The organism is Pantoea sp. BS_8 (assembly GCF_041954965.1).
Taxonomy (GTDB): domain Bacteria; phylum Pseudomonadota; class Gammaproteobacteria; order Enterobacterales; family Enterobacteriaceae; genus Pantoea; species Pantoea stewartii.
The window spans coordinates 77,929-102,285 of sequence record NZ_JAVAXU010000003.1 but is presented as its reverse complement, the minus strand read 5'-3'; the positions used below and the strand labels follow the sequence as shown (position 1 = coordinate 102,285).

The following is a 24,357-nucleotide window of genomic DNA, read 5'->3' as shown; positions in this document are numbered from 1 at the left end:
CTGTGGATCAGGTCAGACCTCTTTTGGCAATGATGCCCCGGTCACGATGCACAGGTGGATACAATGAGCAAAGCGCAGTCACTGTTGACGCGTACGGGCGAGCGCATCGCTATCACTCACGGATTACGTACGCCTTTTCTCCGTCAGGCGACAGGATTTCATGGCATTCCCGCCGTAGAGCTGGGCCGGATGGTGGTCAGCGAAATGGTGGCCCGGAGTGAGTTACCGGTCGGGATGATTGAGCAACTGGTGTTTGGTCAGGTGGTGCAGATGCCAGAGGCTCCCAACATCGCGCGGGAAATTGTGCTGAGCAGTGGTCTCAGCGTCAGTACCGATGCGTACAGCGTCAGCCGAGCCTGTGCGACCAGCTTCCAGGCGGTGGCTAACGTCACGGAAAGCCTGCTGGCAGGCACGATTTCGGTCGGTATTGCGGGCGGCGCGGATTCCTCTTCCGTCCTGCCGATTGGCGTCAGTAAAACGCTGGCTCGTGCGCTGGTGGATATGAACAAAGCAAAAAGCCTTTCCCAAAAGTTTCAGATTCTGCGCCGCCTGCGTCCCGGCGATCTGTTACCGGTGCCGCCTGCCGTGGCCGAATACTCCACAGGATTACGCATGGGCGATACCGCAGAACAGATGGCGAAAACGCACGGCATCAGCCGGGAAGAACAGGATGCGCTGGCTCTGCGTTCGCATCTGCGCGCAGCACAGGCCTGGCAGTCGGGCGTGCTGAATCAGGAAGTCATGGCCGCCTTCGTCCCGCCCTTCAAGGCCCCCATAGACCAGGATAATAACGTGCGAATGGATGCGAAAGCGGCTGACTATGCCCGTTTACGTCCGGCGTTTGATCGCCAGCACGGCACGGTAACGGCAGCCAACAGCACGCCGTTAACGGACGGGGCGGCGGCGGTGATATTGATGCGTGAAGGCCAGGCCAAAGCGCTGGGATTACAGCCGCTGGGCTATCTGCGCAGCTACGCCTTTACCGCCATTGATGTCTGGCAGGACATGCTGCTTGGGCCCGCTTACGCCTCGCCGCTGGCGCTTGATCGTGCTGGCATCACGCTGGCTGATCTGACGCTTATTGATATGCATGAAGCGTTCGCGGCGCAGACCTTGAGTAATATCAAGCTGTTTCGTGACGAACGTTTTGCCCGCGAGGTATTAAACCGCTCGCACGCGCTGGGTGAAATCGACGATGCACGTTTTAACGTCCTGGGCGGCTCCATCGCCTATGGTCATCCTTTTGCGGCGACCGGCGCGCGCATGATCACGCAGACCTTAAATGAATTGCGTCGGCGCGGAGGCGGGCTGGGACTGGTCACGGCCTGTGCCGCCGGAGGATTAGGTGCAGCCATGGTTCTGGAGGCCGAATAATGGAACAGCGCGCGTTTACTTTGCAGATGCGGGACGATCATGTTGGCGTGATCACCATTGATGTGCCCAATGAAAAAATGAATACGCTGAAGGCGGAATTTGCGGTCCAGATTGCCAGCCTGATTAGCGAGGCACGCCAGCATCCGCAGCTGCTCGGGCTGGTACTGATTTCCGGCAAGCCTGACAACTTTGTAGCAGGTGCCGATATCAGCATGATTGATCGCTGTCAGCGTGCGGATGAAGCCGAAGCTCTGGCAAGGCAAGGGCAGGAGGTAATGGCCGCGATTGCCGCCTTACCGTTTCCCGTGGTGGCCGCCATTCACGGGGCCTGCTTAGGCGGCGGTCTTGAGCTGGCGCTGGCCTGTCATTCACGCATCTGTACGCTGGATGATAAAACCCGTCTGGGACTGCCGGAAGTGCAACTGGGATTACTGCCCGGTTCGGGTGGCACGCAGCGTCTGCCGCATCTGATTGGCGTGCAAAAGGCTTTACCTCTCATCCTGACGGGGAAAAGCCTGCGCGCGAAACAGGCGAAGAAGCTGGGGATTGTCGATGACGCGGTGCCGCAGGCGATCCTGCTGGATACCGCTATCGAAAGCGTTAAAAAAGGCAAACGCCGCCGCGCACCGCTTCCGCTGCGCGACCGTCTGCTGCAGGGGCCGATCGCCCGCCAGGCGTTGTTTGCGCTGGTCAGGCGGGAAACGGAACGCAAAACCCAGGGGAACTATCCGGCCGCGCAACGTATCATCGATGTGGTGCGCATTGGGCTTGAGCAAAGCAGTCAGGCAGGTTATGCCGCCGAGGCGCGCGCCTTTGGCGAGCTGGCCATGACGCCGGAATCGGCGGCGCTACGCAGCCTGTTTTTTGCCTCCACCGCGCTGAAAAAAGAGAACGGAACTGAGGCGCAGCCCCGGCCAGTCGAACGTGTTGGTGTGCTGGGCGGCGGGTTGATGGGCGGCGGCATTGCCTGCGTCAGCGCAATTCATGCCGGTCTGCCCGTGCGCATCAAAGACATCAGCCTGAACGGCATTAATCATGCGCTGCAGACCAGTTGGGCGCTGCTGAGTAAAAAAGTGCAGCGTCGTCAGCTCACCCCGGCGCAGCGCCAGCAGCAGATGGCGCGCATCAGCGGCGGTACCGACTATCAGGGGTTTACCCAACGTGACATCGTCATCGAGGCGGTGTTTGAAGATCTGGCGCTGAAACAGCAAATGGTGGCAGAGGTGGAAACGCACTGTCAGCCCCAGACGATTTTTGCGTCCAATACCTCTTCCCTCCCGATTGCCGACATTGCGGCGAAGGCCGCGCGTCCTGAGAATATTATTGGCCTGCACTACTTCAGTCCGGTGGAGAAAATGCCGCTGGTTGAAGTTATCCCGCATGCGGCGACCTCGCCTGAAACGCTCGCCAGCACCGTCACGCTGGCACGGAAACAGGGCAAAACGCCGATTGTGGTCGCTGACAGACCGGGCTTTTACGTCAACCGTATTCTGACGCCCTACATCAACGAAGCGATGCGCTGTCTGCTGGAGGGCGAACCTGTTGAACATATTGACCGCGCACTGGTGACGTTTGGCTTTCCGGTTGGGCCGGTTCAACTGCTGGATGAGGTGGGCATCGATGTCGGCAGTAAAATCTCGCCCGGGTTGCAGCAGGCTTACGGTGAACGGTTTGCGGCACCGCCTGCTCTGGCGGCCGTGATCAACGACGGACGCAAAGGGCGAAAAAATCATAAGGGGTTCTATCTGTATGAATCGTCACGTTTGCAACGTAAAAAGCCGGATCCCACCGTGTACGACGTATTGCAGATTAAACCCGCAAGCGTGCAGAGTGGGGCACACATCGCAGAGCGCTGCGTGATGATGATGTTAAATGAGGCGGTGCGCTGTCTGGATGAGCAGGTTATCCGCTCGCCCCGTGACGGTGATATTGGTGCGGTGTTTGGTATTGGCTTTCCCCCGTTTCTGGGCGGGCCATTTCACTATATTGATCGCCTTGGTGCTGGGGAAATCGTCAACAGATTAACGCGGCTTGAGCAGCAATATGGTGACCGCTTTGCACCTTGTGAAAGACTGCAGCGGGCAGCGCAACAGCAGACAAAGTTTTACACTTCTCCATAAATATGAATATCCATCCTGATTCAGGGGGTTAGTCGTGTGTCGCACCATCATGATGCGACGCCGTAATCGGGCAGGTGCTTATTTAATAAACAACCGGTTGACTATACTGAAGCCATTAGGGTAAAACACGACGTTCATTCGCAGAATGAAGCGCCTGACGCGAAGGTGTCAGGCGATGTCGACAAACAACAGCGGTGCTTTATGCAAGTTTTTATCATGCGTCACGGCGATGCGGCGCTCGACGCTGCCAGTGATTCAGTCCGGCCCTTAACGCTTTGTGGATGTGATGAATCACGCCAGATGGCGAACTGGTTAAAAGATCAGGCTGTTGACATTGAACGTGTCCTGGTCAGCCCTTATCTGCGTGCGCAACAAACGCTCGCGACAGTTCGTGAGGCGCTGCCCTTACCAGACGGGGCGGATATCCTGCCGGAGTTAACGCCTGGCGGCGATCCGGGGCTGGTGGGCTGCTATTTGCAGACGCTGGCAAATGAAGGGGTGAAATCGGTGCTGGTGATCTCTCACCTGCCGCTGGTCGGTTATCTGGTGTCGGAGCTGTGTCCTCAGGAAACGCCACCGATGTTCGCTACTTCGGCCATTGCCTGCGTGGATTTTGACCCGGCGGAAAGCCAGGGCAAGCTGCTCTGGCAGGTCAGTCCTAAAAAACTGGCAAAAGCGATGTAAACGCTGTCGGGCCATCCTCTGGCCCGACACTGAAAACGTTTGACTCACTTCACCCGTTTTCTTTCCACACGTTACGCAATCACAAAACGCGACACCGATCCTGCCAGCGTTTGCGCCTGATCGTGCAGCGCACTGGCGGCAGCGGACGACTGCTCCACCAGCGCGGCGTTCTGCTGCGTCACGTTATCCATCTCAATAATCGCGACGCCTACCTGCGCAATGCCGCGATTCTGCTCTTCCGACGCATGAGAAATTTCGTTCAACAGATCCGTCACGTTACTGACCGAGTTGACGATCTCCCCCATGGTGTTCCCCGTCTGACTCACCAGTTGCGAACCGGCATTAATACGCGCCACAGAATCATGAATCAGCGCTTCAATCTCCTTCGCCGCCTGCGCACTGCGTTGTGCCAGATTACGCACTTCGCTGGCTACCACGGCAAAGCCCCGACCTTGTTCTCCGGCCCGTGCCGCTTCTACGGCGGCATTGAGTGCCAGGATATTAGTCTGAAACGCGATACTGTTTATCACGGAGGTGATTTCTGAGATTTTGCCAGAGCTGGTGGTGATCTCATTCATGGTGCTGACCACATCCGTAACCAGCTGCCCACCGCGGCTGGCGGTGTCGAAGGTTTGCTGCGCCAGTCGACTGGAATGATGAATGTTGTCTGCGTTCTGCTTAACCGTTGCGGTCAGTTGCTCCATGCTGGCTGCGGTCTGCGCAAGGGCGGCGGCCTGGCTTTCTGTGCGGGCTGACAGATCATTATTGCCGGAGGCAATCTCCGCTGAAGCCTGACTGACGCTGGTCACGCCACTGCGGATACCGCTGATAATGCGACGCAGCTCATCGCTCATTTCACCGACTGCATGCATCAGTTCGCCCAGCTCATCCCGACGGGACGATTTCAGCACGGTGCTGAGGTTGCCACGCGCCATTTGATTAGCGACGTGCAGCAGTTCAGCGAGAGGACGCGTCAACTGGCGGGTAATAAACAGGGCGATAAGAATGCCTGCTACGATAGCGGCGATGATAATCACCGTCATCAGCCAGACGGCCTGATTCGCGTCGTGATTGGTCGCATCTAACTGTTGGGTAAACAAGGCGTTGCTCATGTCGGTCAGGATTTTGCCCGCAGCCGCCAGTTGCACAGTGGCTGCGTCACCAGCCGCCACCGACGCCATCAGCGCATTGATATCGCCCTGTTTGGTCTCAAGCTGTGCGCTGACTTTTTCAAGCGCAGCACTGTCTGCGGCGTTAAGGCGCGGTTTGACCTGAGCCATCAGCTGCACGGTTTCCGACAGGAAGTTGCTCAGGGCGTTGCGATCTTCTTCTTTGTGCTCAAGGCCAAAGAGTTTGACACGTACCGCCACGCCGCCCAGGTGTTTATTGATTTCCTGTAACGCCGCGCTCGTCTGCGGGTCACTGCTGTTGCTTGCGGCCAGTTGGCTGATAGCCCGCATCTCATCCGCCACGGACAGGTTCTGAAGCGCCTGTGCCCCATTACGGACAGCCTGTACCGTATCGGCGCGTTTCTGCCGGTAAGTGGCAATAGCGGACGGCATCGCCGTAATCATCGCCTGCTGACTGTCATCCCAGTGAAAAACGCCCAGGTTTTTCAGATTCTGATCCACCTCTTTCAGCAGATTTTCGTTAACGTCGATGAATTTTTCATCATGCGTTTTCACGAACTGCAGTCGGGCATCTTTGGCCTGTGAAAACCGGTCATTAACGCTTTTCAGCTCCCTGAGCTTTTCGGCCCGGACGCTGATGTCGTTCAGATTTTTAATCCCGCATATCGCTACGGCCAGACTCAAAAGTAAAATCAGTCCAAAACCGAGCATCAGCTTTTTGCCCACTTTCAAATTCTCAAAAAAATGACTTAACCCGCTCATTCAAAAAGTTCCCTTGGTCAATGTGCCGAAATAATCAAACGTAATGTGCCTAAATGCTTAGACGTTATCGGCAGCGAGTAAATTGTATTCAGTATAAATAATTACATAAGCAAATAGTCTGCGTCAGTCTGAACAAAAACGGGCAGAACAGAGGACCAAAAACAGGCGCAAAAGTGAAAGAAAGCGGGCGTCGGTTAAACCGATTTCCCCCGGCAAAGGGGGGAAGAAACGGCGGGGTGAAAAAGACGTCTCAGGGCAGGAATATCAAGGCAGCTCTGGCGGTTGCCACTCTTCGACTTCAATCAGGACCAGCAGCGCGGCGTCGCCACCAAACATTTTGGGTGCCTGATGAAACGCCATTACCCAGGGATGCTGGGCCAGCCACAGCGGCGTTTGTTGCTTTAAAATATGTTTACCATGTCCGGTCATCACGCTGGCACAAAAAAGGTGTTCGCGACGGCAGGCGGCAATCAACGCGCCCAGTTCCTGTTTAGCCTGCATTTGTGTGAGTCCATGCAGATCGAGAAAAATTTCTGGCGTGTAATCGCCCCGACGCAGCTTTTTCAGCTCGAAATGGCTTACGTCCGCACGGACATAGCGCGTCGCCCCTTCTGTGGACAGCAGCGGCTGGAACTCATCGGAAAAATAATGGCTGTTGTCCGCTTGCTCAGACAGCAGGCGTTTAACCGGCACGTCGCGGGTTTTGACCACCGGCTTATGCACGATAGTATCTTGTTTCAGTTCTCGCGTGCCGGTCATTAACTGACGGAACAGCGCTTGATCATCCTGGCTCAGGGTCGGTTTTTTACGCATGGGTCGTGAATCATGTCTGAGGTGGCTGATTAACAGCAGAAGCCATTACCTTACCGTTTACTGTCATTAATTGTCAGCTTTTTCACCTTGCTGCGCTGAATTCTGCTCGGCTTCGTGGCAAACTATCGGCCGATTTAGTTAAAGGCCTGCGGAGGGCTATGTGGACAAAATTTTCGTCGATGAGGCAGTGAACGAACTGCACACCATTCAGGATATGCTGCGCTGGTCGGTCAGCCGCTTTACCGCGGCTGGCATCTGGTACGGACACGGCACAGATAATCCCTGGGACGAAGCCGTCCAGCTGGTTCTGCCCACGCTTTGGTTACCGCTTGATATTCCGGAAGACATGCGCAATGCCCGCCTGACCGCCAGTGAACGTCATCGCATTGTCGAACGCGTCATTCGTCGCGTTAACGAACGCATCCCGGTTGCCTATCTGACTAATAAAGCCTGGTTCTGCGGCCATGAATTCTATGTCGATGAACGCGTTCTGGTTCCCCGTTCGCCGATTGGGGAGCTGATTGAAAACCGTTTTGCCGGCTTAATTCCTGAAAAGCCGCGTCATATTCTGGACATGTGCACCGGAAGCGGCTGTATTGCCATCGCCTGTGCTTACGCCTTCCCGGACGCCGAAGTTGACGCGGTGGATATCTCCCACGATGCGCTGGCGGTGGCGGAACAAAATATCGAAGAGCATGGTTTGATCCACCATGTCACGCCGATTCGCGCCGATCTGTTCCGCGAATTGCCGCCTGTGCAATACGATCTGATCGTGACCAATCCGCCCTATGTGGATGCCGAAGATATGGACGATCTGCCGGGCGAATATCACCATGAGCCTGAGCTGGGTCTGGCGGCCGGAAGCGATGGTCTGAAGCTGGTCCGCCGTATTCTGGCCTGTGCGCCGGGTTACCTGAGCGAAAACGGCGTGCTGATTTGCGAAGTCGGCAACAGTATGGTGCACATGATGGAGCAGTATCCCGATGTGCCTTTCACCTGGCTGGAGTTTAACAACGGTGGTGACGGTGTCTTTATGCTCACCCGTCAGCAAATCGTTGATGCACAGCACCATTTCTCATTCTATAAAGACTAAAAAGAGGGGCGAGCGTTCGCCCGTCAAACCGTAACAAGGAATCTCAATGGCCGGAAACAGCATCGGACAGTTCTTTCGCGTCACCACCTTTGGCGAATCTCACGGCATTGCTCTGGGATGTATTGTTGATGGCGTGCCGCCCGGCATTCCGTTGACCGAAGCCGATATCCAGCACGATCTGGACCGCCGCCGTCCGGGCACTTCGCGTTATACGACGCAGCGCCGTGAACCGGATCAGGTCAAAATTCTGTCAGGTGTGTTTGAAGGTGTCACCACAGGGACCTCGATTGGCCTGCTGATTGAGAACACCGATCAACGTTCGCAGGATTACGGCGCCATTAAAGATCTGTTCCGACCCGGCCATGCGGATTACACCTACGAACAAAAATACGGTACGCGCGACTATCGCGGCGGTGGCCGTTCATCGGCACGTGAGACGGCGATGCGCGTGGCGGCGGGCGCCATCGCCAAAAAATACCTGCACATGCAGCACGGGATCGTGGTGCGGGGCTATCTGGCGCAGATCGGCGACGTGGCCTGTGAACTTAAAGACTGGACCATCGTTGAAGAGAATCCGTTCTTCTGCCCGGACGCCGATAAGCTTGAGGCGCTGGATGAACTGATGCGCGCGCTGAAAAAAGAGGGCGATTCTGTCGGTGCCAAAGTCACGGTCATGGCGGAAAATGTCCCACCGGGCCTGGGTGAACCGGTCTTTGATCGCCTGGATGCGGATCTCGCGCATGCGCTGATGAGCATTAACGCCGTGAAGGGCGTTGAAATTGGCGACGGCTTTGCCGTGGTGAATCAGCGCGGCAGTCAGCATCGCGATGAAATTCGGGCTAACGGTTTTCAGAGTAACCACGCAGGCGGCATTCTCGGCGGTATCAGCAGCGGTCAGACCATCAGCGCCAATCTGGCGATGAAGCCGACCTCCAGCATTACCGTGCCAGGCAAAACCATCACCCGTGACGGGGAAGAAGTGGAGATGATCACGAAAGGCCGTCACGATCCCTGCGTGGGCATTCGTGCGGTGCCGATTGCCGAAGCCATGATGGCAATTGTGCTGATGGACCATCTGCTGCGCCAGCGTGCGCAGTGTGGCGATGTCAACTCCACCGTGCCACGTTGGTAACCTGATGAAAGTGATGCTGATGCTCAGCGCGCTGTTACTCAGCGCGGCAAGCCTGGCGGCGACGCCATGGCAGCGTATTCAGCACCCTGTCGCGGGTGCACCGAATGCGATTGGCAGCTTTGCCAACGGCTGTATTGTCGGCGCGCAGACTCTGCCGCTTAACTCACCGGATTATCAGGTCATGCGTCAGGATCAGCGCCGCTATTTCGGTCATCCCGACCTGATTCTGTTTATCCAGCGCCTGGCCATGCAGGCGCACAATCTGCAACTGGGCAACGTGCTGATTGGCGATATGGGCATGGCTGCCGGCGGACGCTTCAGCAGCGGCCATGCCAGCCACCAGACCGGACTCGACGTGGATATCTGGCTACAACTGCCGAAAACCCGCTGGAGCGCACAGCAGTTACTGAAACCTCAGCCGCTGGATCTGGTGGCCGCCGATGGCAGGAACGTCGTTGCGCGTCACTGGCAGCCTGAAATCGCCAGTCTGATTAAACTGGCGGCGAAAGATGAAGATGTCACGCGCATCTTCGTCAATCCGGCGATTAAAAAGCAGCTTTGCGCGGATGCGGGTACAGATCGAAGCTGGTTACATAAAGTACGGCCCTGGTTCGCGCACCGCGCCCATATGCACGTCCGTTTGCGCTGTCCACAGGGCAGCCCGGATTGTGAGGAGCAGGCTCCCCCGCCTCCCGGGGATGGCTGCGGGGCAGAGTTGCAGAGCTGGTTCCTGCCAAAGCAGCCGGGTTCTGCGCCTGTGAAGCGTGAACCCCCGCCGCTGCCGCCTGCCTGTCAGGCGCTGCTGGATAAACATTTACTGTAAGGGTTCCCATGGAGTGGTTCATTGCCAGCCCGCTGGCGGTTGTCCTGCTATTTTTTATTGCGCTACTGGCTGGATTTATTGATTCGATTGCGGGCGGCGGTGGCCTGCTCACGCTTCCTTCTCTTCTGGCGGCCGGGCTGTCGCCGGCGCAGGCGCTGGCGACCAACAAACTCCAGTCGGTCGGCGGCTCTTTCTCTGCCAGCCTGTATTTTGTACGGCGGGGAGCCATTACGTTGCGTGAGCAACGGCTGAATATCGCCATGACCTTTCTGGGCGCGGTGGGCGGCGCGGTGCTGATTCAGCATCTTCAGGCCGATTTCCTGCGGCAAATCCTGCCGCTGCTGCTGATCGCTATCGGTATGTGGTTTTTGTTAATGCCGCGCATTGGCGAGGAAGACCGGGTGCATCGTCTCAGGGGGCTGCCTTTTGCCCTTATCGGCGGTGGCTGTATCGGTTTTTATGATGGTTTTTTTGGCCCGGGAGCTGGCTCGTTTTATGCGCTGGGCTTTGTGACGCTGTGTGGCTTTAACCTGGCGAAAGCGACTGCGCATGCCAAACTGCTTAACTTCACCTCAAATTTTGGCAGCCTGCTGTTCTTTATCTTTGGCGGGAAAGTGGTGTGGGGCACCGGCCTGATCATGATGCTGGGCGCGGTCTGTGGCGCACGACTGGGCGCAAGGCTGGTTCTGGCGCGTGGGCAAAAGCTGATTCGTCCGATGGTGGTGATCGTTTCGGCGGTCATGAGCATGAAATTGCTCTGGGACAGCCACGGCAGTGAGGTTCTGGCCTGGCTGGCGGCGCTGAATCTGTAATACTTTACGTGAATATTGAATGACAACACATGACTACCCGCAGCTCATTACGCTGTTTGACCGCTGCTTTAGCGAAGACTTTCAGACCCGTCTAATTAAAGGCGATGATGAACCGATTTATCTTCCTGCAGACAGCGAATCACCATGGAACCGGGTGGTGTTCGCCCATGGTTTTTACGCGAGTGCGCTGCATGAAATTTCGCACTGGTGCATTGCCGGTGAAGCCCGGCGCAAGTTAGTCGATTTTGGCTACTGGTATTGCCCGGACGGGCGGGATGCGCAAACGCAAAGCCAGTTTGAATCGGTTGAGGTGAAGCCGCAGGCCCTGGAGTGGATGTTTTGCGTTGCCGCAGGCTTTCCCTTCAATGTCAGTTGTGACAATCTCGATGGCGATTGTGAGCCCGATCGCATTGCTTTTCAGCGTAAAGTTCATGCCCAGGTCATGAGCTACCTGGCGTCGGGCATTCCTGCCCGTCCCGCACGCTTTATTTCAGCCCTGGCTGAATTTTATGGCAGGCCTTCTCTGACCGCATCACAGTTTCCATGGCCGGAAGATGTGTAATGCAGAAGGGATTATTTAACAGAGGAATTGAGATGATCGCAGAATTTGAAGCGCGTATTCTGGCCCTGATTGACGATATGGTTGAGCACGCCAGTGACGATGAGCTGTTTGCCAGCGGTTATCTGCGTGGCCATTTAACCCTGGCAGTCGCGGAAGTGGAGCAACTGGATGACCACACGCCGCAGGCGCTGCAGATTCAGGTCACCCGCAGCCTGCAAAATGCCATTGCCGCCGGAGAGTTATCGCCACGGGATCAGGCGCTGGTCATTGGCATGTGGGATAATCTGTTTTTACAGGCGCGTCAGCAGACTGCCTGAGTGAGCAGGGCGGCATGCCGCCCTGGTGCTATTTCCCCGCTTTTTTGCCCTTCAGCAGCTTTCTGACCCAGTAACGATTAGGATTCAGCGCCGCCAGCGTGCTGGCATCCAGCGGCTGAGGTTCGCCGCTCAGCTGTGCCGCCAGGACTTCTGCCGCCAGCGGTGCGCTGCACAGCCCGCGCGAGCCAAGTGCGCCGAACAGATAAAGGCCGGGAAAGTACGGCGCCGCTGGGATCGCCGCTCCGCGGGCATTCTGCTGCGCCAGATCGGCATAAAGCGCAAGCGTCGCTGCGTAATCCGGCACACAGCCCACCATCGGTAAGTGATCCCGCGTGGCACAACGTACGCCGCTGCGCGCTGCGTTCTGACTGACATCCACCGCATTAACCCAGTCGCTGTGCGGCAGGCAATGCTGCAGGCGGCGGTGATTCTCCTGCTGATCCGCTTCACGAAAGGCGGTGGAGGTCTCGCCCCGGTGATAGCTGGCCCCGATACAGTGCGTCGCAAACTGGGGACTGGCGGGCGTGAGATAGCCATCGTAGCAGAGCACCGTCCTGAGCGCCGACAGCGCAGGCGATACGGGAACATGGCTGACCTGACCGGCCACCGGATACACGGGCAGCGCGTCGGTCTGGGGCAGGTCGGTGAGGTGATGGCCGTTCGCCAACACCACGGCAGCGTGATGCACATCGGGCTGCTCGCTAAAGGTTAACGTCCAGCCCTGCGCATTCTGACTGAGCGCGGTGACGCGATGCAGCCAGTGTACACGCAATCCCAGTTGCTCGCCCCTGGACAGCAGGGAAGAGGTCAGTTCGGCCGGGGCTAACCAGCCGCCCATCGGGTAATAGATGCCGCCGCAGTGCAGCGCAACCTTCGCCAGCGCCTCGGCTTCCTGTTGCGTCACGCCATGGGCAATTTCTTCAGGTAATCCCATCGCCAGCATCTGTTCAATCTTGCTGGCACTTTTATCGTCCCAGCCGAGCTGCAGGACGCCGCTCCAGTCGTGTTCGAACGGCAGATCCAGCGCGTCATACAGGCGACGGGCAAACGTGAAGGCGGCGGGGAAAAAGGTGGCAAGCGCCGGATCGTGCTGATTAAGCAAAGGGTATAGTGCGCCCTGACGATTGCTGGATGCGCCCAGCGCGGGGGCTTCGTCGGCGCAATACAGCGTAACGCGCCAGCCGCGGCGCAGTAAAGCCAGGGCCAGCGTCGCACTGGCGATACCGCCGCCCACCAGAGCGACCTCTTTTTCAGACGGCGCAGGCCGGGCATACCAGGGTTGGCGCGGGTACTGTGCTGGTGCCTGTTCAAGCGAGCCGCACAGCATTTCCCGTTTTGGACCAAATCCTTTACGGCGCGTGACCGCAAAGCCCGCTTCCTGCAAGCCACGACGTACGAAACCGGCGGCCGTAAAGGTGGCAAATGTGCCCCCTGGCCGGGCCAGCGCCGCCATCGACTGAAACAGTTCCGGCGTCCACATATCGGGATTTTTCGACGGCGCAAAGCCATCTAAAAACCACGCGTCGACCTGACGATGCAGACTGTCATCAAAATTATTAATTAGCGCATTAATATCGCCTAACCACAGATCCAGCGTGATGCGGCCGGCATCGAATAACAGCCGCTGGCAGCCGGGCAGGGCCAATGGCCACTGACGCTGGAGTTGGTCGGCCCAGGGCGCAAGTTCAGGCCAGTGCTGATGGGTCGCCATCAGATCGGCCTGGGTCAACGGAAATTTTTCAAAGCTGATGAAATGCAGTCGCTTCAGCGCCGCATCGGGATGATGACGCTGGAACTGGTCAAACGCCTGCCAGAGCGTAAGAAAGTTAAGGCCAGTGCCGAAGCCGCTCTCGGCCACAATCAGCAGGTCGCGTGGATGGTGGTGAAATCGTTGGGGGAAATCATTGCCACCCAGAAACACGTAGCGCGTCTCTTCCAGACCATTGTCGTTGGAAAAGTAGACGTCGCCGAAGGCTCGGGAAACAGGTGTACCCTGTTCATTCCAGCTCAGTTGGGCATGTTCAACCGGAGACAGTTTCACAGTAAAGGCTCATTTTTCAGGGAATGGCAGGAGTTTATCGGCCGGGGGAAGATGACGCAAATTTACAAAGGAATTGGCTGATCGGACTTGTTCGGCGTACAAGTGTAAGCTAGAGTGCTCGTCAAATAACAGAAGTGTTGAGGAAGATTGAATGAAACGTGCTGTGATTACTGGCTTAGGGATCGTTTCCAGTATTGGTAATAACCAGCAAGAGGTGCTGGCATCTCTGCGTGAAGGCCGCTCAGGCATCACTTTTTCCCAGGAGATGAAAGATTCCGGCATGCGTAGTCACGTCTGGGGTAACGTTAAACTCGATACCACCGGCCTCATTGATCGCAAAATTGTGCGGTTCATGAGTGATGCGTCCATCTATGCTTACCTGTCAATGGAAGAAGCTATCAAAGATTCTGGCCTGAGCAACGAAGCCTACCAGAACAACCCTCGCGTAGGTTTGATTGCAGGTTCCGGCGGCGGTTCTCCACGTTTTCAGGTTTTTGGCGCGGATGCGATGCGCAGCCCACGCGGCCTGAAAGCCGTTGGCCCTTATGTGGTGACCAAGGCGATGGCATCCGGTGTTTCTGCCTGCCTGGCCACACCGTTTAAAATCCACGGCGTAAACTACTCTATCAGTTCAGCCTGTGCGACCTCTGCACACTGTATTGGTAACGCGGTTGAGCAGATTCAACTGGGCAAGCAGGATATCGTTTTTGCCGGCGGCGGCGAAGAGCTGTGCTGGGAAATGGCCTGTGAGTTCGATGCGATGGGCGCCCTGTCGACCCGTTACAACGACACGCCAGAAAAAGCGTCACGTACCTATGACAACGAGCGCGACGGCTTCGTTATCGCAGGCGGCGGCGGTATGGTCGTGGTGGAAGAGCTGGAGCATGCGCTGGCTCGTGGCGCGCACATCTATGCTGAAATCGTGGGCTACGGTGCCACCTCTGATGGTGCTGATATGGTCGCACCGTCAGGTGAAGGCGCTGTACGCTGCATGAAGATGGCGATGCAGGGCGTGGACACGCCAATCGACTATCTGAACAGCCATGGTACCTCTACGCCAGTGGGCGATGTCAAAGAGCTGGGTGCTATTCGTGAAGTGTTTGGCGAAAACACACCGTACATCTCTGCGACCAAAGCCATGACCGGCCACTCCTTAGGAGCGGCGGGTGTGCAGGAAGCGATTTACTCACTGCTGATGCTGGAGCACGGCTTTATCGCCCCAAGCATTAACATCAGCTCGCTGGACGCCGCAGCAGAAGGCATGAACATCGTGACAGAGCCGACGGAAAAAGCCCTTACCACCGTGATGTCTAACAGCTTTGGTTTCGGCGGCACCAACGCCACCCTGACCCTGCGTAAATACCAGGCATAAGTGTGGCGAAGCGTCATGTTGCGCGCAGCATGACGCACACACATCCAAAAGGTCGGCGATTGCCGGCCTTTTTTGTTTCGGTCCATTAGTCACGTTGACGGGATGCGCTGCGTGACAGCAGCCTGACCAGACTGTCACATCCCGCCACAATTTCATCCGGCGTGAGCGCCGCAAAACCTAATATCCAGCCTTGCCGGTTTGTTTTTTCGCTATACAGCGGGCTGAGCCGGGGTAACAGTAAGCCCGCGTTTGCCGCCTGTACGGTCAAAGCGCCTTCATCCCCCTGTAACAGGTTAACAGCCAGCTGCAGTCCGCCCGGACAGGGAAAGGGGGTGAGCCAAGGCGTCAGACGCTGTTCAATCTGTTCCAGTAAGCGATCGCGACGGCACTGGTAAAGCTGACGCATGAGGCGCAGATGACTGGCGAAGTGCCCCTGCTGCATAAACGCGGCGGTCACCGCCTGGGGAAGCAGGGCGCTGTGACCATCCAGAATGCTGCGTACGCGACCCGAGGGTTCCACCAGCGCCTCGGGCACGACCATCCATGCCAGGCGCAGGGACGGGAACAGGGATTTTGAAAACGTGCCTAAGGTTATCACCCGCTGATCCCTGTCGAGTGCGTGCAGCGCGGGAGCGGGGCGCTCATCATAGTGAAACTCACTGTCATAATCGTCTTCGATGAGCCAGCTACCGTTGCGGCGAGCCCAGTCGAGCCATGCGAGACGACGTGGCAGACTCAAGGCAACACCTGTCGGATACTGATGGGAGGGCGTCAGGTACATCAGCTTTGCCGCGCCAGGCTGAGGGACGGCGCCCTGGCCATCCACACTTATTCCTCTCACGCGGGCACCCGCAGCCAGAAAGGCGTTGCGTGCGCCCGCATAACCCGGCTCCTCCATCCACACGTTATCGCCAGGGTCGACCAGCATCAGCGCCAGTAGCTGAAGGGCCTGCTGCGAGCTGGTCAGAATCACGACCTGCTCAGGCTGGCAGTGAATGCCGCGCGACAACGCAAGGTAATCAGCCAGCGCGTGGCGCAGTGGCATATAGCCTGACGGATCGCCATAGCCCATCACGCTCTGGCCTTCGCTGTGCTGGATACGTGCGGTTAACCGCCGCCAGACCGCATGAGGAAACGCCCGCAACTCCGGAGAACCCGCTGCAAACGCACAGGGAAACGGCGCGTCCTGGCAGCCGCCTGTCGCCAGGACCTGCTGGCCGCGTCGTGACAACCGGGCCATGCGGCTGGCGCGAATGCGGGGAGCTTTGTCAGGGAGAGTGATGGCAACAAAACTGCCCCGGCCTGTTTCCCGCCGCAGATAACCCTCGCTTTCGAGCTGGGCGTAAGCCGCTTCCACCGTCACGCGTGACAGCGTTAAATCCGTGGCCAGCTGACGTGTAGAGGGCAGTTTCTGTCCGGCCTGAAGGTGCGCGGTTTCTATCCACTGACGCAGCGTGGCGCACAGGCGGTCACGCAGACCGCCCGTGGTCTGATGATGAAACAGTTGCAGAAGCGGTGACGACATAATGGTCTTATCAACAGGTTCAGATGGGTCTTAGTCAGGCATCCACTTTGCCGTACACTGCCGTCATCACACAACAGGAGAAATGCCGATGTCATCCGTTTTACGTTTCCCTCCCGCCTCACCGTCGCAAAGCGTGGCGTATCTGCAGGCTAAACTGGCGTATTACACCGATGCCTGGGATCTGGCTGAGGATCTTTCCCGTCAGGTTCAGGGGATTGTGGTCGTGGATGCGCGAAAGGCAGAGGCATATCGCGGCGGTCATATCTGTGGCGCGATCTCTTTCCCACACCGGGAAATGAACGAAGCCAGCACGGCCCGCCTGGATCGTAATAAAGTGTACGTCACCTACTGCGATGGGATTGGCTGCAATGGCTCAACCAAAGCGGCGCATCAGTTAGCCTTGTTGGGCTTTCAGGTGAAAGAGCTGACTGGCGGGCTGGATTTCTGGAAGCGGGATGGTCACCCCATGGCATGGGGCGATGAGGCGGGCGAATGGCCGCAGACAACGGCTGCGGCATCCTGTGGTTGCTGACTTACAGCACCAGCCAGAGCAGAAAGGCCAGTACGATCAGCCCGACGACCGCGGCCAGTAAGGGGCGCTCAGCCAGCGGTTTCAGCGCGGGCGGCAGCGAGGCGGAAATCGGTGCCCAGATGGGGTGCGGATTCAACTCACTGTCGGCCAGCGCCTGCTCATGGGCTCGCTCTGCGCGCCGTGAAAACAGGAAGTTAAGCAGGTCCTGCGTCTGGGTCGGCGTCAACACCGTCTGCGGGGTAGCCTGGAACCGTTGCTGGCTGTAATCCTCCAGCATCTGCTGCTCACGCTTGTCCAGAGGATGTTTCAGTGAGCTTTCAATCAGCTGCAGCGTTGGCGCGCTGTGCTGGCTCAGCGTCTGACGCACCTGGAGATACTGAGTCAGTAACGGGTAATGGCGTGAAGGAATCGGATCGCCACTGGTCAGGTTCACCAGCTTCAGCGCCGCCGTCCAGATTTTGCCGCTGGATTCGCCGGTGGCGGCCGCCAGGCGGACGATCTGCTGATTCAGCGCCTGGTGTTCGGCGGGCAGCAGAGAGCGATCGCTGGTGCGACTCTGTTGCGGCTGGGGGATTGCCATCTGACCATTTTGCAGCATGGTTAACACCTGACGCAGCTGGTCCTGCGTCAGGGCACTCAGCACCGTCTGACCAAACTGCTGACGGATAAAATCACTGACAGCCTGACGATTGTTTCCTTTCGGCAGCAATTCGGTCAGTTGCGTCATCAGCTGACGTGTGGCATGGCCATTTTGCACCTGCGCCAGGCGGGCGTTGAGAAACTGCTCGGCAGCCGGGAAGTGGCGCGACTGCAGTTCCGCTTCACTCTTCACACCCACTTCATGGCGCAGCCCAGCCCAGAGCTCCGGCGCTTTTAACGTGCTGAGGGACATGATGCGCACAATCAAACGCTCAAGCGTCGTACGCTGGGCAGGCGACAGCGGTTGTTCACCGGCAACGCTGCCCGGACGTGAAGTGTCAGTTTGGGGATTAACAGATGAACGATCGCCGACCGGCACACCGGGGCCGCTGACAGGTTGCATGGCGGATTCCTTGGAAAACAGACTAGCGTGGGGTGCGCCGGAAACAGAATACGCTATGATAACAAAAGCCCCCTGGAAATCCACGGGGCTGATGTGTTTCAACCAAAGATTTACTTACTGATGCGCAGGCGTGGCTTTACGGCGCAGACGTTTCCATACAAACGGAACAATCAATACCGCCACGGCCAGGATCAGCAGCACTTTGGCAATCGGGCTCTCCCACAAAATCGCCATTTCACCATTGCTGATAGACAGCGCACGGCGCAGGTTCTGCTCCAGCATTTCGCCCAACACGAAACCTAAGATCAGCGGTGACATCGGGAAGTCCATTTTTCGCAGGATATAGCCAAAAACACCAAGCCCGACCATCAACAGCAGGTCAAAGGTGGTGCTGTGTACGGCGTAAACGCCAACCGCAGAAATGGCGGCAATGGCCGGTACCAGAAACCACAGCGGAATGGTCAGCATGCGCGCGAACACGTTGATCATCGGGATGTTCATAATCAGCAGCATCACGTTGCCAATTAACAGCGCCGCAATGAGCCCCCAGACGATATCCGGCTGTTCGGTAAACATCGCCGGACCGGGCGTGATGTTATATAACGTCAACGCGCCGACCATCACCGCGGTGGTGCCAGAGCCCGGAATGCCCAGCGTCAGCATCGGAATAAACGATCCGCACGCCGAAGCGTTGTTGGCGGCTTCCGGCGCAGCAACACCACGAATATCGCCCTTACCAAACTGGTCGCTGCCGCTGATTTTTTTCTCTGTCATGTAGGCGATTGCGCTGGCGATGGTGGCACCGGCACCGGGCAAGACACCGACAAAGAAACCAATAAACGATGATCGCAGCGTCGCCCCGGTCGACTGGGCAGCTTCTTTCATGTTGAACATCATGCGGCCACTGGCGCGTACCACCTTTTGTCCCGTATGGGTGGATTCCAGCATCAGCAAAATTTCGCTCACCGAGAACAGGCCAATGACTACCACGACAAACTGAATGCCGTCGGAGAGGTGAACGCTGTCAAAGGTAAAGCGGTAAACGCCGGTGTTGGCATCCACGCCGACGGTCGCCATGCTTAAGCCAATCAGGGCGGACAGAAATGACTTGAGCGGATTCTGGCTCATCATGCTGCCCAGGCAGGCAATGGCAAACACCATCAGCGCAAAATACTCCGCCGGGCCAAACGCCAGCGACCAGCGCGCCAGCAGCGGGGCGAACAGGATGATGCCGATAATCGCAATGGTGGAGCCGACAAACGAACTCACGGCAGAGACAGACAGCGCTACGCCCGCTTTTCCCTGCTGTGCCATGGGGTAGCCATCCAGCGCGGTCATAATCGCGCCAGCGTCGCCGGGCACATTGAGCAGTATCGACGAGATGCGTCCGCCGTATTCGCAGCCCAGATACACCGTTGCCAGTAAAATCAGGGCAGACTCCGCAGGCAGGTGCAGCGCAAAGGCCAGCGGCATCAGAATGGCCACGCCGTTGATCGGACCCAGACCGGGCAGCAGGCCAACAATCGTTCCGATAAAGCAGCCAGTTAAGGCAATCAGCAGGTTTTGCGGTGTCATGGCAACGGCAAAACCCTGCATGAGAAAAGACCAGATATCCATTTTTTTCTCCTTAGCTCATCAGGCTGCCAGCCGGCAGGGTGACATCCAGCAGATGGTCAAAGGCGTAAAACAGCGCCCACCCCATAACCGCGCCGGACAGGACGGCGGCCCACCAGCGCGCGCCAAACAGCATGCCGATGCCTAAGGTCAGGAGCGCGGTGGATAACGGGAACCCCAGACGTTCAAACAGCCAGCCATACACGAACAGCATGACGGCCAGCGCCACCAGACGTTTCATCGTCTGCGGTGCGGGCCACTGGATAGCATCGGGCTTTCTCAGCAGCAGCATGACGGCACACAGCGCCATCAGGGTGAGCAACGCCAGCGGAAAAGGCCGCGGGCCGACGGGTTCATAACTGTATTCACTCTGGATTTGCCAGGCGACAACTAACCCTGCCAGACATAACACCAGCCACAGCGTGGCAAAAATACGATCGCTCATGATGCGCTCCGGTTACTTAGCCAGACCAAAGGATTTCGCCTGCTCACGGTAAGCGGCCACCTGATTCTTCACGTATTTATCCAGTTCTGCGCCAAAGAGATTGAACTCAAACAGGCCACGCAGTTCGCGCTGTTGCCTGAATTCGGGCGTTTGCACCATTTTTTCGAACGCGTTCTGCCACCACTGGTAATCCGCGTCGCTGACCTTCGGCCCCAGATAGAAGCCACGAATAATGGGCCATTCCACGTTAAACCCTTGCTCTTTCGCCGTCGGAATCGTGGCCAGCTGATCGGGCAGACGCTTGTCGGCCATCACCGCCAGGACGCGCAGTTTACCGCCTTGCAGGTGCGGCACCATTTCGCTGAGATCGCCCGACATCACCTGAATATGATTGCCCAACAACGCGGTGACGACTTCGCCCCCGCCTTCAAAGGCGACATAGCGCATTTTACGCGGATCGATACCGGCTTCTTTCGCCACCAGCGCGGTTTTCATCCAGTCCTGACTGCCGATGGAGGCACCCGCACCGACCACCACTTTGGTCGGATCTGCCTTCATGGCCGCCATTAATTCGCCCAGATTTTTCCACGGCGCGTCTTCCCGCACGGCGATCATGCCGTAATCTGTGCCGATGGCCGCTAACCACTTCACATCATCGACCGAGTAACGACCAAATTTTCCCTGCGACAGATTCAGCAGTGAGCCGCCCGAAAAGGCGACCACAGTGCCTGCTTCAGCCGGGCGCTGAGCCACAATAGCGTTATAGGCCACAGCACCCACGCCGCCAGGCATGTAGGTAATGCGCATCGGTTTTTCGATCTGTTTGGTTTCCATGAGTGAAACCTGAATCAGCTTACAGGTCAGATCGAAACCGCCACCCGGTTTGGCGGGGGCAATGCATTCGGTCCTGTCGGGGGCAGCGGCATTACCTGGCGACGGCAATATGAGAGCCAACAGGGCAGAGGCGAGGGCGGTGTGGATTATTTTTTTCATCGTGCGCTCCATCTTTCTTTCAGAGTGTGATTACTACCGACAATTCGGCGTTATTGAATTGTTAAATCGGTAACCTTTCATTTACCTTTCAGCCATCAGGTTTAGTGAAAGGATGTGATATGCGTCTCTTACTGGTGGAAGACACGGCCGAGCTGGCGCGATGGTTACAGAAGGCGTTAACGCAAAAAGGGTTTGCTGTGGACTGGGTCGCGGACGGCGTTTCGGCGGATCACAGCCTGCAAAGTGAAGATTATGCGCTGGTCGTACTGGATGTTTCCCTGCCGCGTCTGGACGGCATTGAGGTGTTAACCCGGTTACGTCGGCGTGGACAAAATGTCCCGGTGTTGCTGCTGACCGCACGCACAACGCTGGACGACCGCGTGCGCGGCCTGAATACCGGCGCGGATGACTATCTGACCAAACCCTTCGAACTGGATGAGCTGGATGCGCGCCTGCGTGCGTTGCTGCGTCGTGCGCAGGGACACTCGGCCCGGCACCAGACCCTGGGCCAGTTGGTGCTGAACGGTGAAGGCTACTTTTTGCTGGCAGAGAAACCGCTGGCGCTGACACCGCGTGAATCCAGCGTACTGACCACGCTGATGCAGCGTCGGGGCCGCCCGGTCTCGCGGCAGCATTTGTATGAACAAACCTTCACCCTGGCGGATGACGCCAGCCCGGAAAGCATCGAGCTGTATGTACACCGGGTACGCAAAAAGCTGGCGGGCAGTAACGTGGGCATTGTGACGCTGCGCGGACTGGGCTACAGCCTGGAAACCCTGGCATGCGACTGATCACCTCGCTACGGGGCGAGTTACTGGCCTGGCTGGGGCTGCCGCTTTCCCTGCTGTGGGTGCTTTCTGTTTACACGCACTATCAGAGCGGACTGGCGGCGGCGAATCAGGCCTACGATCGCTCTCTGCTGGCCTCTGCGCGCACAGTCGCTGAACGGCTGGTGGTGCGTAACCAACACCTGGAGGTCGACGTGCCCTGGGTGGTGCTCGACAGCTTTGAGCGCAACATGAATGATCGCCTGTTTTATCAGGTGATTTCGCCGCAGGGGAAAACGCTGTCCGGCTATGACGGGCTTCCCCCGATCCCCGTCACCAGCGCGATGTCAGAGACCTATCCCGCGCTGGTCCATTTCTATGACGGCTATTATCAAAAGCAGCGCATCCGGGTGGCGGCCTTGTGGCAGCCCGTCAGCGAGACGGGCGCGGAAGGTATGGCGCTGGTGCTGGTCGCGGAAACCATCCATTCCCGTGAGGCTTTCGCGAAAGGGCTGATGCGCACGGCTTTGCTCAGCCAGAGCGCGCTGGTGTTAATTGCCGTGTTGCTGGCAAGCCTGATGCTACGCCGGGTGTTGCGGCCTTTACGCCGTCTGTCCCGCATTGTGCTGCGCCGCGATGGTGCTGAACTGACGCCGCTGCCGTCCCTGCCGTGGTCGGAGCTACAGCCGCTTATCGTGGCATTTAACCGCTATCTGGAACGGCTGCGGGGATTGCTGGCGCGTCAGGATCGGTTCAGCGCCGACGCCGCTCATCAGCTTCGCACGCCGCTCACTATTCTGAAAACCCAGATCGGCACGGCGCTGGACAGCCATCAGCCCGAACAGTGGCGGGAAAGCCTGCAGAGCATGCGCTACACGCTGGATGACACCATCCTGCTTACCGACCGGCTGCTGCAACTGGCGCGTATCAAAGCCCGACACGGCGAAGATAAACCCATAGTGAAAGTGGATCTGGCGACGGTGGTGCGCGAGGCGTGCCTGAGCCGCTATGCGGCTGCGCGTGCAAAACAGATTGACCTGGGTTACGAAGGTGATGCGCACGGCGACGTCAAAGGCGATGCGCTGCTGCTGGGCGAGCTGTGCGCCAACCTGCTGGATAACGCTATTACCTATACGCCGGTGCAGGGTACGGTGACGGCGCGCCTGGAGAGCGGCAGATTATACATTGAGGATTCAGGTCCGGGCATTCGCCCGGAAGAGCAGCAAAGCGCGTTACGGCCATTTATCCGGCTGGATAACGCCGCGATGCAGACGGGAGCAGGTATCGGGCTGGCGCTGGTGCACGATATTTGCGCCTGGCATGGCGCAACCGTCACGCTGGATAGCAGCCCGTCACTCGGTGGGCTGCGTGTCACTATCCGGTTTAATGCGGATCGGCCTTAAGCGATTCCCGTCGCGTTAACGGCCTGCGCAGACGCTGTGCCAGCAGAACGCCCGCCAGCGTCAGACCGCCGCCAATCCAGTGATAGCTGTGCAGATGTTCATGCAAAAACAGCACCGCAATCAGGGCGGTAAAGAGCGGTGTCAGATTCATAAAAATACTGGTGATGCTGGCCCCCAACTTTTGTACGCCATGAATCCACAGCCAGGGGGCCAGAATGGAGGCGAACAGGCCGGCAAAGGCCACCAGGGGAAGATTCCGTGGCGTGAGCGAGACATCCGGTGTCATCAGAAAACCGGGCAGCAACAGCATCACGCCAGCGGCAATTTGCACATACAGACTCTGCCAGACGGGCAGGGGAATCGACCAGCGTTTTGTCATCACGCCGTAAAGCGCATAGCAGGCTGAGGCCGCCAGCATCAGAGCTTCGCCCGTACCGATACCGTGATGCAGCAGTTGGTCAGGCTTGCCTTCACTGACCAGCCAGATTAAGCCACAGAAGGAGATCAGACTGCCGGCCAGAATCCCCACAGTCGGGGCAATCCGCAGAATAAGGACACTGAGCAGCACGGTGAGTAGCGGGATGAGCGCGGCGATAATGCCCATAAACAGGGCACTCACGCTATGGGCGGCGTAATAGGCCAGACTCTGATACAGCGCCATGCCCAGCAGGCCCAGAATCATCAGTCGTCCCAGATGCGGCCGGATCGTCTGCCATTGCCGCAGCACGCCCGGCAGGACAAAAGGCGTCAGCACCAGCAACGCCAGCAGCCAGCGATAGAACGAAATTGCGGCAGGCTCAATGGCACCTGCCGATAATTTATTCACGATAGCGTTAACCGACCAAATCAACACCGCAAACAGCGGAAATAAAAAGACCATAACAAGGCTCCCGTCTCAGACCCGCGGCAGTGTACGCCTGTGATGCCCCTTTCTGCCAGCCTTACCCGCCCCTGCACTGCGTGGTTAGGCGAATGTCAGGCTTTTGTGCCAGAATAGCGGC

At 57.7% G+C, this 24,357-nt stretch carries 22 protein-coding genes; 13 read left to right on the top strand and 9 right to left on the bottom strand.

Going from position 1 to position 24,357, the window contains the following annotated elements:
- Positions 1 to 63: 63 nt before the first annotated feature.
- From fadI to sixA, 3 genes are all read left to right on the top strand, one after another.
- Positions 64 to 1,374, top strand: a complete 1,311-nt coding sequence (gene fadI / locus RAC65_RS09305; RefSeq protein WP_039339733.1) for an acetyl-CoA C-acyltransferase FadI — start codon at positions 64 to 66, stop codon at positions 1,372 to 1,374.
- Entirely contained in the window at positions 1,374 to 3,494 is a 2,121-nt protein-coding gene (gene fadJ / locus RAC65_RS09300) for a fatty acid oxidation complex subunit alpha FadJ (protein WP_375096626.1), read from the top strand. The genes fadI and fadJ overlap by 1 nt, the downstream gene beginning before the upstream one ends.
- A gap of 201 nt (positions 3,495 to 3,695) precedes the next feature.
- Positions 3,696 to 4,178 (top strand): phosphohistidine phosphatase SixA, encoded by a 483-nt coding sequence (gene sixA / locus RAC65_RS09295; RefSeq protein WP_006120087.1) that lies wholly within the window; start codon positions 3,696 to 3,698, stop codon positions 4,176 to 4,178.
- A 71-nt stretch (positions 4,179 to 4,249) separates the two neighbouring features.
- On the opposite strand, the gene RAC65_RS09290 is transcribed toward sixA, so the two are convergent.
- Positions 4,250 to 6,070 carry a methyl-accepting chemotaxis protein gene (locus tag RAC65_RS09290; RefSeq protein WP_375096625.1) on the bottom strand — a complete coding sequence of 607 codons (1,821 nt, stop codon included), beginning with the start codon at positions 6,068 to 6,070 and terminating at the stop codon, positions 4,250 to 4,252.
- 264 nt (positions 6,071 to 6,334) lie between these two features.
- Positions 6,335 to 6,883 (bottom strand): endonuclease SmrB, encoded by a 549-nt coding sequence (gene smrB / locus RAC65_RS09285; RefSeq protein WP_039339724.1) that lies wholly within the window; start codon positions 6,881 to 6,883, stop codon positions 6,335 to 6,337.
- Positions 6,884 to 7,043: 160 nt separating this feature from the next.
- Between smrB and prmB the strand changes: the two genes are divergently transcribed.
- From prmB to RAC65_RS09255, 6 genes are read left to right on the top strand one after another with little or no spacing between them, the layout of a single operon-like run.
- On the top strand, positions 7,044 to 7,976 hold the full coding sequence (gene prmB / locus RAC65_RS09280; protein WP_006120083.1) for a 50S ribosomal protein L3 N(5)-glutamine methyltransferase: 933 nt from the start codon (positions 7,044 to 7,046) through the stop codon (positions 7,974 to 7,976).
- Between the two features lie 46 nt (positions 7,977 to 8,022).
- Entirely contained in the window at positions 8,023 to 9,108 is a 1,086-nt protein-coding gene (gene aroC, locus RAC65_RS09275; protein ID WP_033740703.1) for a chorismate synthase, read from the top strand.
- Between the two features lie 4 nt (positions 9,109 to 9,112).
- Positions 9,113 to 9,931 carry a penicillin-insensitive murein endopeptidase gene (gene mepA / locus RAC65_RS09270; protein ID WP_375096669.1) on the top strand — a complete coding sequence of 273 codons (819 nt, stop codon included), beginning with the start codon at positions 9,113 to 9,115 and terminating at the stop codon, positions 9,929 to 9,931.
- Positions 9,932 to 9,939: 8 nt separating this feature from the next.
- Complete coding sequence (locus tag RAC65_RS09265) at positions 9,940 to 10,743, top strand: sulfite exporter TauE/SafE family protein (RefSeq protein WP_006120080.1); 804 nt, start codon at positions 9,940 to 9,942, stop codon at positions 10,741 to 10,743.
- Between the two features lie 19 nt (positions 10,744 to 10,762).
- Complete coding sequence (locus tag RAC65_RS09260; RefSeq protein ID WP_039339723.1) at positions 10,763 to 11,305, top strand: elongation factor P hydroxylase; 543 nt, start codon at positions 10,763 to 10,765, stop codon at positions 11,303 to 11,305.
- A 32-nt stretch (positions 11,306 to 11,337) separates the two neighbouring features.
- Positions 11,338 to 11,622 carry a YfcL family protein gene (locus tag RAC65_RS09255; RefSeq protein ID WP_006120077.1) on the top strand — a complete coding sequence of 95 codons (285 nt, stop codon included), beginning with the start codon at positions 11,338 to 11,340 and terminating at the stop codon, positions 11,620 to 11,622.
- A 28-nt stretch (positions 11,623 to 11,650) separates the two neighbouring features.
- Here the strand turns inward: RAC65_RS09255 and mnmC are convergent, their stop codons facing one another.
- Positions 11,651 to 13,663 (bottom strand): bifunctional tRNA (5-methylaminomethyl-2-thiouridine)(34)-methyltransferase MnmD/FAD-dependent 5-carboxymethylaminomethyl-2-thiouridine(34) oxidoreductase MnmC, encoded by a 2,013-nt coding sequence (gene mnmC, locus RAC65_RS09250; protein ID WP_375096624.1) that lies wholly within the window; start codon positions 13,661 to 13,663, stop codon positions 11,651 to 11,653.
- Between the two features lie 151 nt (positions 13,664 to 13,814).
- Here mnmC and fabB point away from each other — a divergent pair, with 151 nt between their 5' ends.
- Positions 13,815 to 15,035, top strand: a complete 1,221-nt coding sequence (fabB, locus tag RAC65_RS09245; protein ID WP_033740697.1) for a beta-ketoacyl-ACP synthase I — start codon at positions 13,815 to 13,817, stop codon at positions 15,033 to 15,035.
- Between the two features lie 85 nt (positions 15,036 to 15,120).
- Here the strand turns inward: fabB and RAC65_RS09240 are convergent, their stop codons facing one another.
- The gene (locus tag RAC65_RS09240) at positions 15,121 to 16,560 is read right to left on the bottom strand and encodes a PLP-dependent aminotransferase family protein (RefSeq protein WP_058701309.1); all 1,440 of its coding nucleotides are present in this window, start codon (positions 16,558 to 16,560) and stop codon (positions 15,121 to 15,123) included.
- Between the two features lie 88 nt (positions 16,561 to 16,648).
- Here RAC65_RS09240 and RAC65_RS09235 point away from each other — a divergent pair, with 88 nt between their 5' ends.
- The gene (locus tag RAC65_RS09235; RefSeq protein WP_110268188.1) at positions 16,649 to 17,092 is read left to right on the top strand and encodes a rhodanese-like domain-containing protein; all 444 of its coding nucleotides are present in this window, start codon (positions 16,649 to 16,651) and stop codon (positions 17,090 to 17,092) included.
- Position 17,093: 1 nt separating this feature from the next.
- Here RAC65_RS09235 and flk read toward each other — a convergent pair whose 3' ends face one another.
- From flk to RAC65_RS09215, 4 genes are all read right to left on the bottom strand, one after another.
- The gene (gene flk / locus RAC65_RS09230; RefSeq protein ID WP_033740689.1) at positions 17,094 to 18,134 is read right to left on the bottom strand and encodes a flagella biosynthesis regulator Flk; all 1,041 of its coding nucleotides are present in this window, start codon (positions 18,132 to 18,134) and stop codon (positions 17,094 to 17,096) included.
- 114 nt (positions 18,135 to 18,248) lie between these two features.
- The gene (locus tag RAC65_RS09225) at positions 18,249 to 19,751 is read right to left on the bottom strand and encodes a tripartite tricarboxylate transporter permease (RefSeq protein WP_033740688.1); all 1,503 of its coding nucleotides are present in this window, start codon (positions 19,749 to 19,751) and stop codon (positions 18,249 to 18,251) included.
- A 10-nt stretch (positions 19,752 to 19,761) separates the two neighbouring features.
- Positions 19,762 to 20,193: a tripartite tricarboxylate transporter TctB family protein gene (locus RAC65_RS09220; RefSeq protein ID WP_375096623.1), complete on the bottom strand. Its 432-nt coding sequence runs from the start codon at positions 20,191 to 20,193 to the stop codon at positions 19,762 to 19,764.
- A gap of 12 nt (positions 20,194 to 20,205) precedes the next feature.
- A complete protein-coding gene (locus RAC65_RS09215) occupies positions 20,206 to 21,186 on the bottom strand; it encodes a tripartite tricarboxylate transporter substrate binding protein (protein WP_058701311.1) in 981 nt (326 codons plus the stop codon).
- Between the two features lie 119 nt (positions 21,187 to 21,305).
- On the opposite strand from RAC65_RS09215, the gene tctD reads away from it, so the two are divergent.
- Both tctD and RAC65_RS09205 read left to right on the top strand, forming a co-directional pair.
- Complete coding sequence (tctD, locus tag RAC65_RS09210) at positions 21,306 to 21,977, top strand: transcriptional regulator TctD (RefSeq protein WP_033740685.1); 672 nt, start codon at positions 21,306 to 21,308, stop codon at positions 21,975 to 21,977.
- Positions 21,968 to 23,356 carry a sensor histidine kinase gene (locus RAC65_RS09205; RefSeq protein ID WP_375096622.1) on the top strand — a complete coding sequence of 463 codons (1,389 nt, stop codon included), beginning with the start codon at positions 21,968 to 21,970 and terminating at the stop codon, positions 23,354 to 23,356. Before tctD ends, RAC65_RS09205 begins: the two co-directional genes overlap by 10 nt.
- Here the strand turns inward: RAC65_RS09205 and RAC65_RS09200 are convergent.
- Positions 23,337 to 24,236 (bottom strand): DMT family transporter, encoded by a 900-nt coding sequence (locus RAC65_RS09200; RefSeq protein WP_039339713.1) that lies wholly within the window; start codon positions 24,234 to 24,236, stop codon positions 23,337 to 23,339. The genes RAC65_RS09205 and RAC65_RS09200 overlap by 20 nt on opposite strands.
- Positions 24,237 to 24,357 lie beyond the last annotated feature (121 nt).

Bases quoted from the DNA above. Each gene is read 5' to 3' on its own strand.
- RAC65_RS09255 (WP_006120077.1), top strand. From the start codon at position 11,338: ATGATCGCAGAATTTGAAGCGCGTATTCTGGCCCTGATTGACGATATG.
- RAC65_RS09220 (WP_375096623.1), bottom strand. From the start codon at position 20,193: ATGAGCGATCGTATTTTTGCCACGCTGTGGCTGGTGTTATGTCTGGCA.
- RAC65_RS09240 (WP_058701309.1), bottom strand. From the start codon at position 16,560: ATGTCGTCACCGCTTCTGCAACTGTTTCATCATCAGACCACGGGCGGT.
- sixA (WP_006120087.1), top strand. From the start codon at position 3,696: ATGCAAGTTTTTATCATGCGTCACGGCGATGCGGCGCTCGACGCTGCC.
- RAC65_RS09260 (WP_039339723.1), top strand. From the start codon at position 10,763: ATGACAACACATGACTACCCGCAGCTCATTACGCTGTTTGACCGCTGC.
- aroC (WP_033740703.1), top strand. From the start codon at position 8,023: ATGGCCGGAAACAGCATCGGACAGTTCTTTCGCGTCACCACCTTTGGC.
- tctD (WP_033740685.1), top strand. From the start codon at position 21,306: ATGCGTCTCTTACTGGTGGAAGACACGGCCGAGCTGGCGCGATGGTTA.
- RAC65_RS09200 (WP_039339713.1), bottom strand. From the start codon at position 24,236: ATGGTCTTTTTATTTCCGCTGTTTGCGGTGTTGATTTGGTCGGTTAAC.
- RAC65_RS09235 (WP_110268188.1), top strand. From the start codon at position 16,649: ATGTCATCCGTTTTACGTTTCCCTCCCGCCTCACCGTCGCAAAGCGTG.
- RAC65_RS09290 (WP_375096625.1), bottom strand. From the start codon at position 6,070: ATGAGCGGGTTAAGTCATTTTTTTGAGAATTTGAAAGTGGGCAAAAAG.
- RAC65_RS09265 (WP_006120080.1), top strand. From the start codon at position 9,940: ATGGAGTGGTTCATTGCCAGCCCGCTGGCGGTTGTCCTGCTATTTTTT.
- mepA (WP_375096669.1), top strand. From the start codon at position 9,113: ATGAAAGTGATGCTGATGCTCAGCGCGCTGTTACTCAGCGCGGCAAGC.
- fadI (WP_039339733.1), top strand. From the start codon at position 64: ATGAGCAAAGCGCAGTCACTGTTGACGCGTACGGGCGAGCGCATCGCT.
- fadJ (WP_375096626.1), top strand. From the start codon at position 1,374: ATGGAACAGCGCGCGTTTACTTTGCAGATGCGGGACGATCATGTTGGC.
- flk (WP_033740689.1), bottom strand. From the start codon at position 18,134: ATGCAACCTGTCAGCGGCCCCGGTGTGCCGGTCGGCGATCGTTCATCT.
- smrB (WP_039339724.1), bottom strand. From the start codon at position 6,883: ATGCGTAAAAAACCGACCCTGAGCCAGGATGATCAAGCGCTGTTCCGT.
- RAC65_RS09215 (WP_058701311.1), bottom strand. From the start codon at position 21,186: ATGAAAAAAATAATCCACACCGCCCTCGCCTCTGCCCTGTTGGCTCTC.
- fabB (WP_033740697.1), top strand. From the start codon at position 13,815: ATGAAACGTGCTGTGATTACTGGCTTAGGGATCGTTTCCAGTATTGGT.
- RAC65_RS09205 (WP_375096622.1), top strand. From the start codon at position 21,968: ATGCGACTGATCACCTCGCTACGGGGCGAGTTACTGGCCTGGCTGGGG.
- RAC65_RS09225 (WP_033740688.1), bottom strand. From the start codon at position 19,751: ATGGATATCTGGTCTTTTCTCATGCAGGGTTTTGCCGTTGCCATGACA.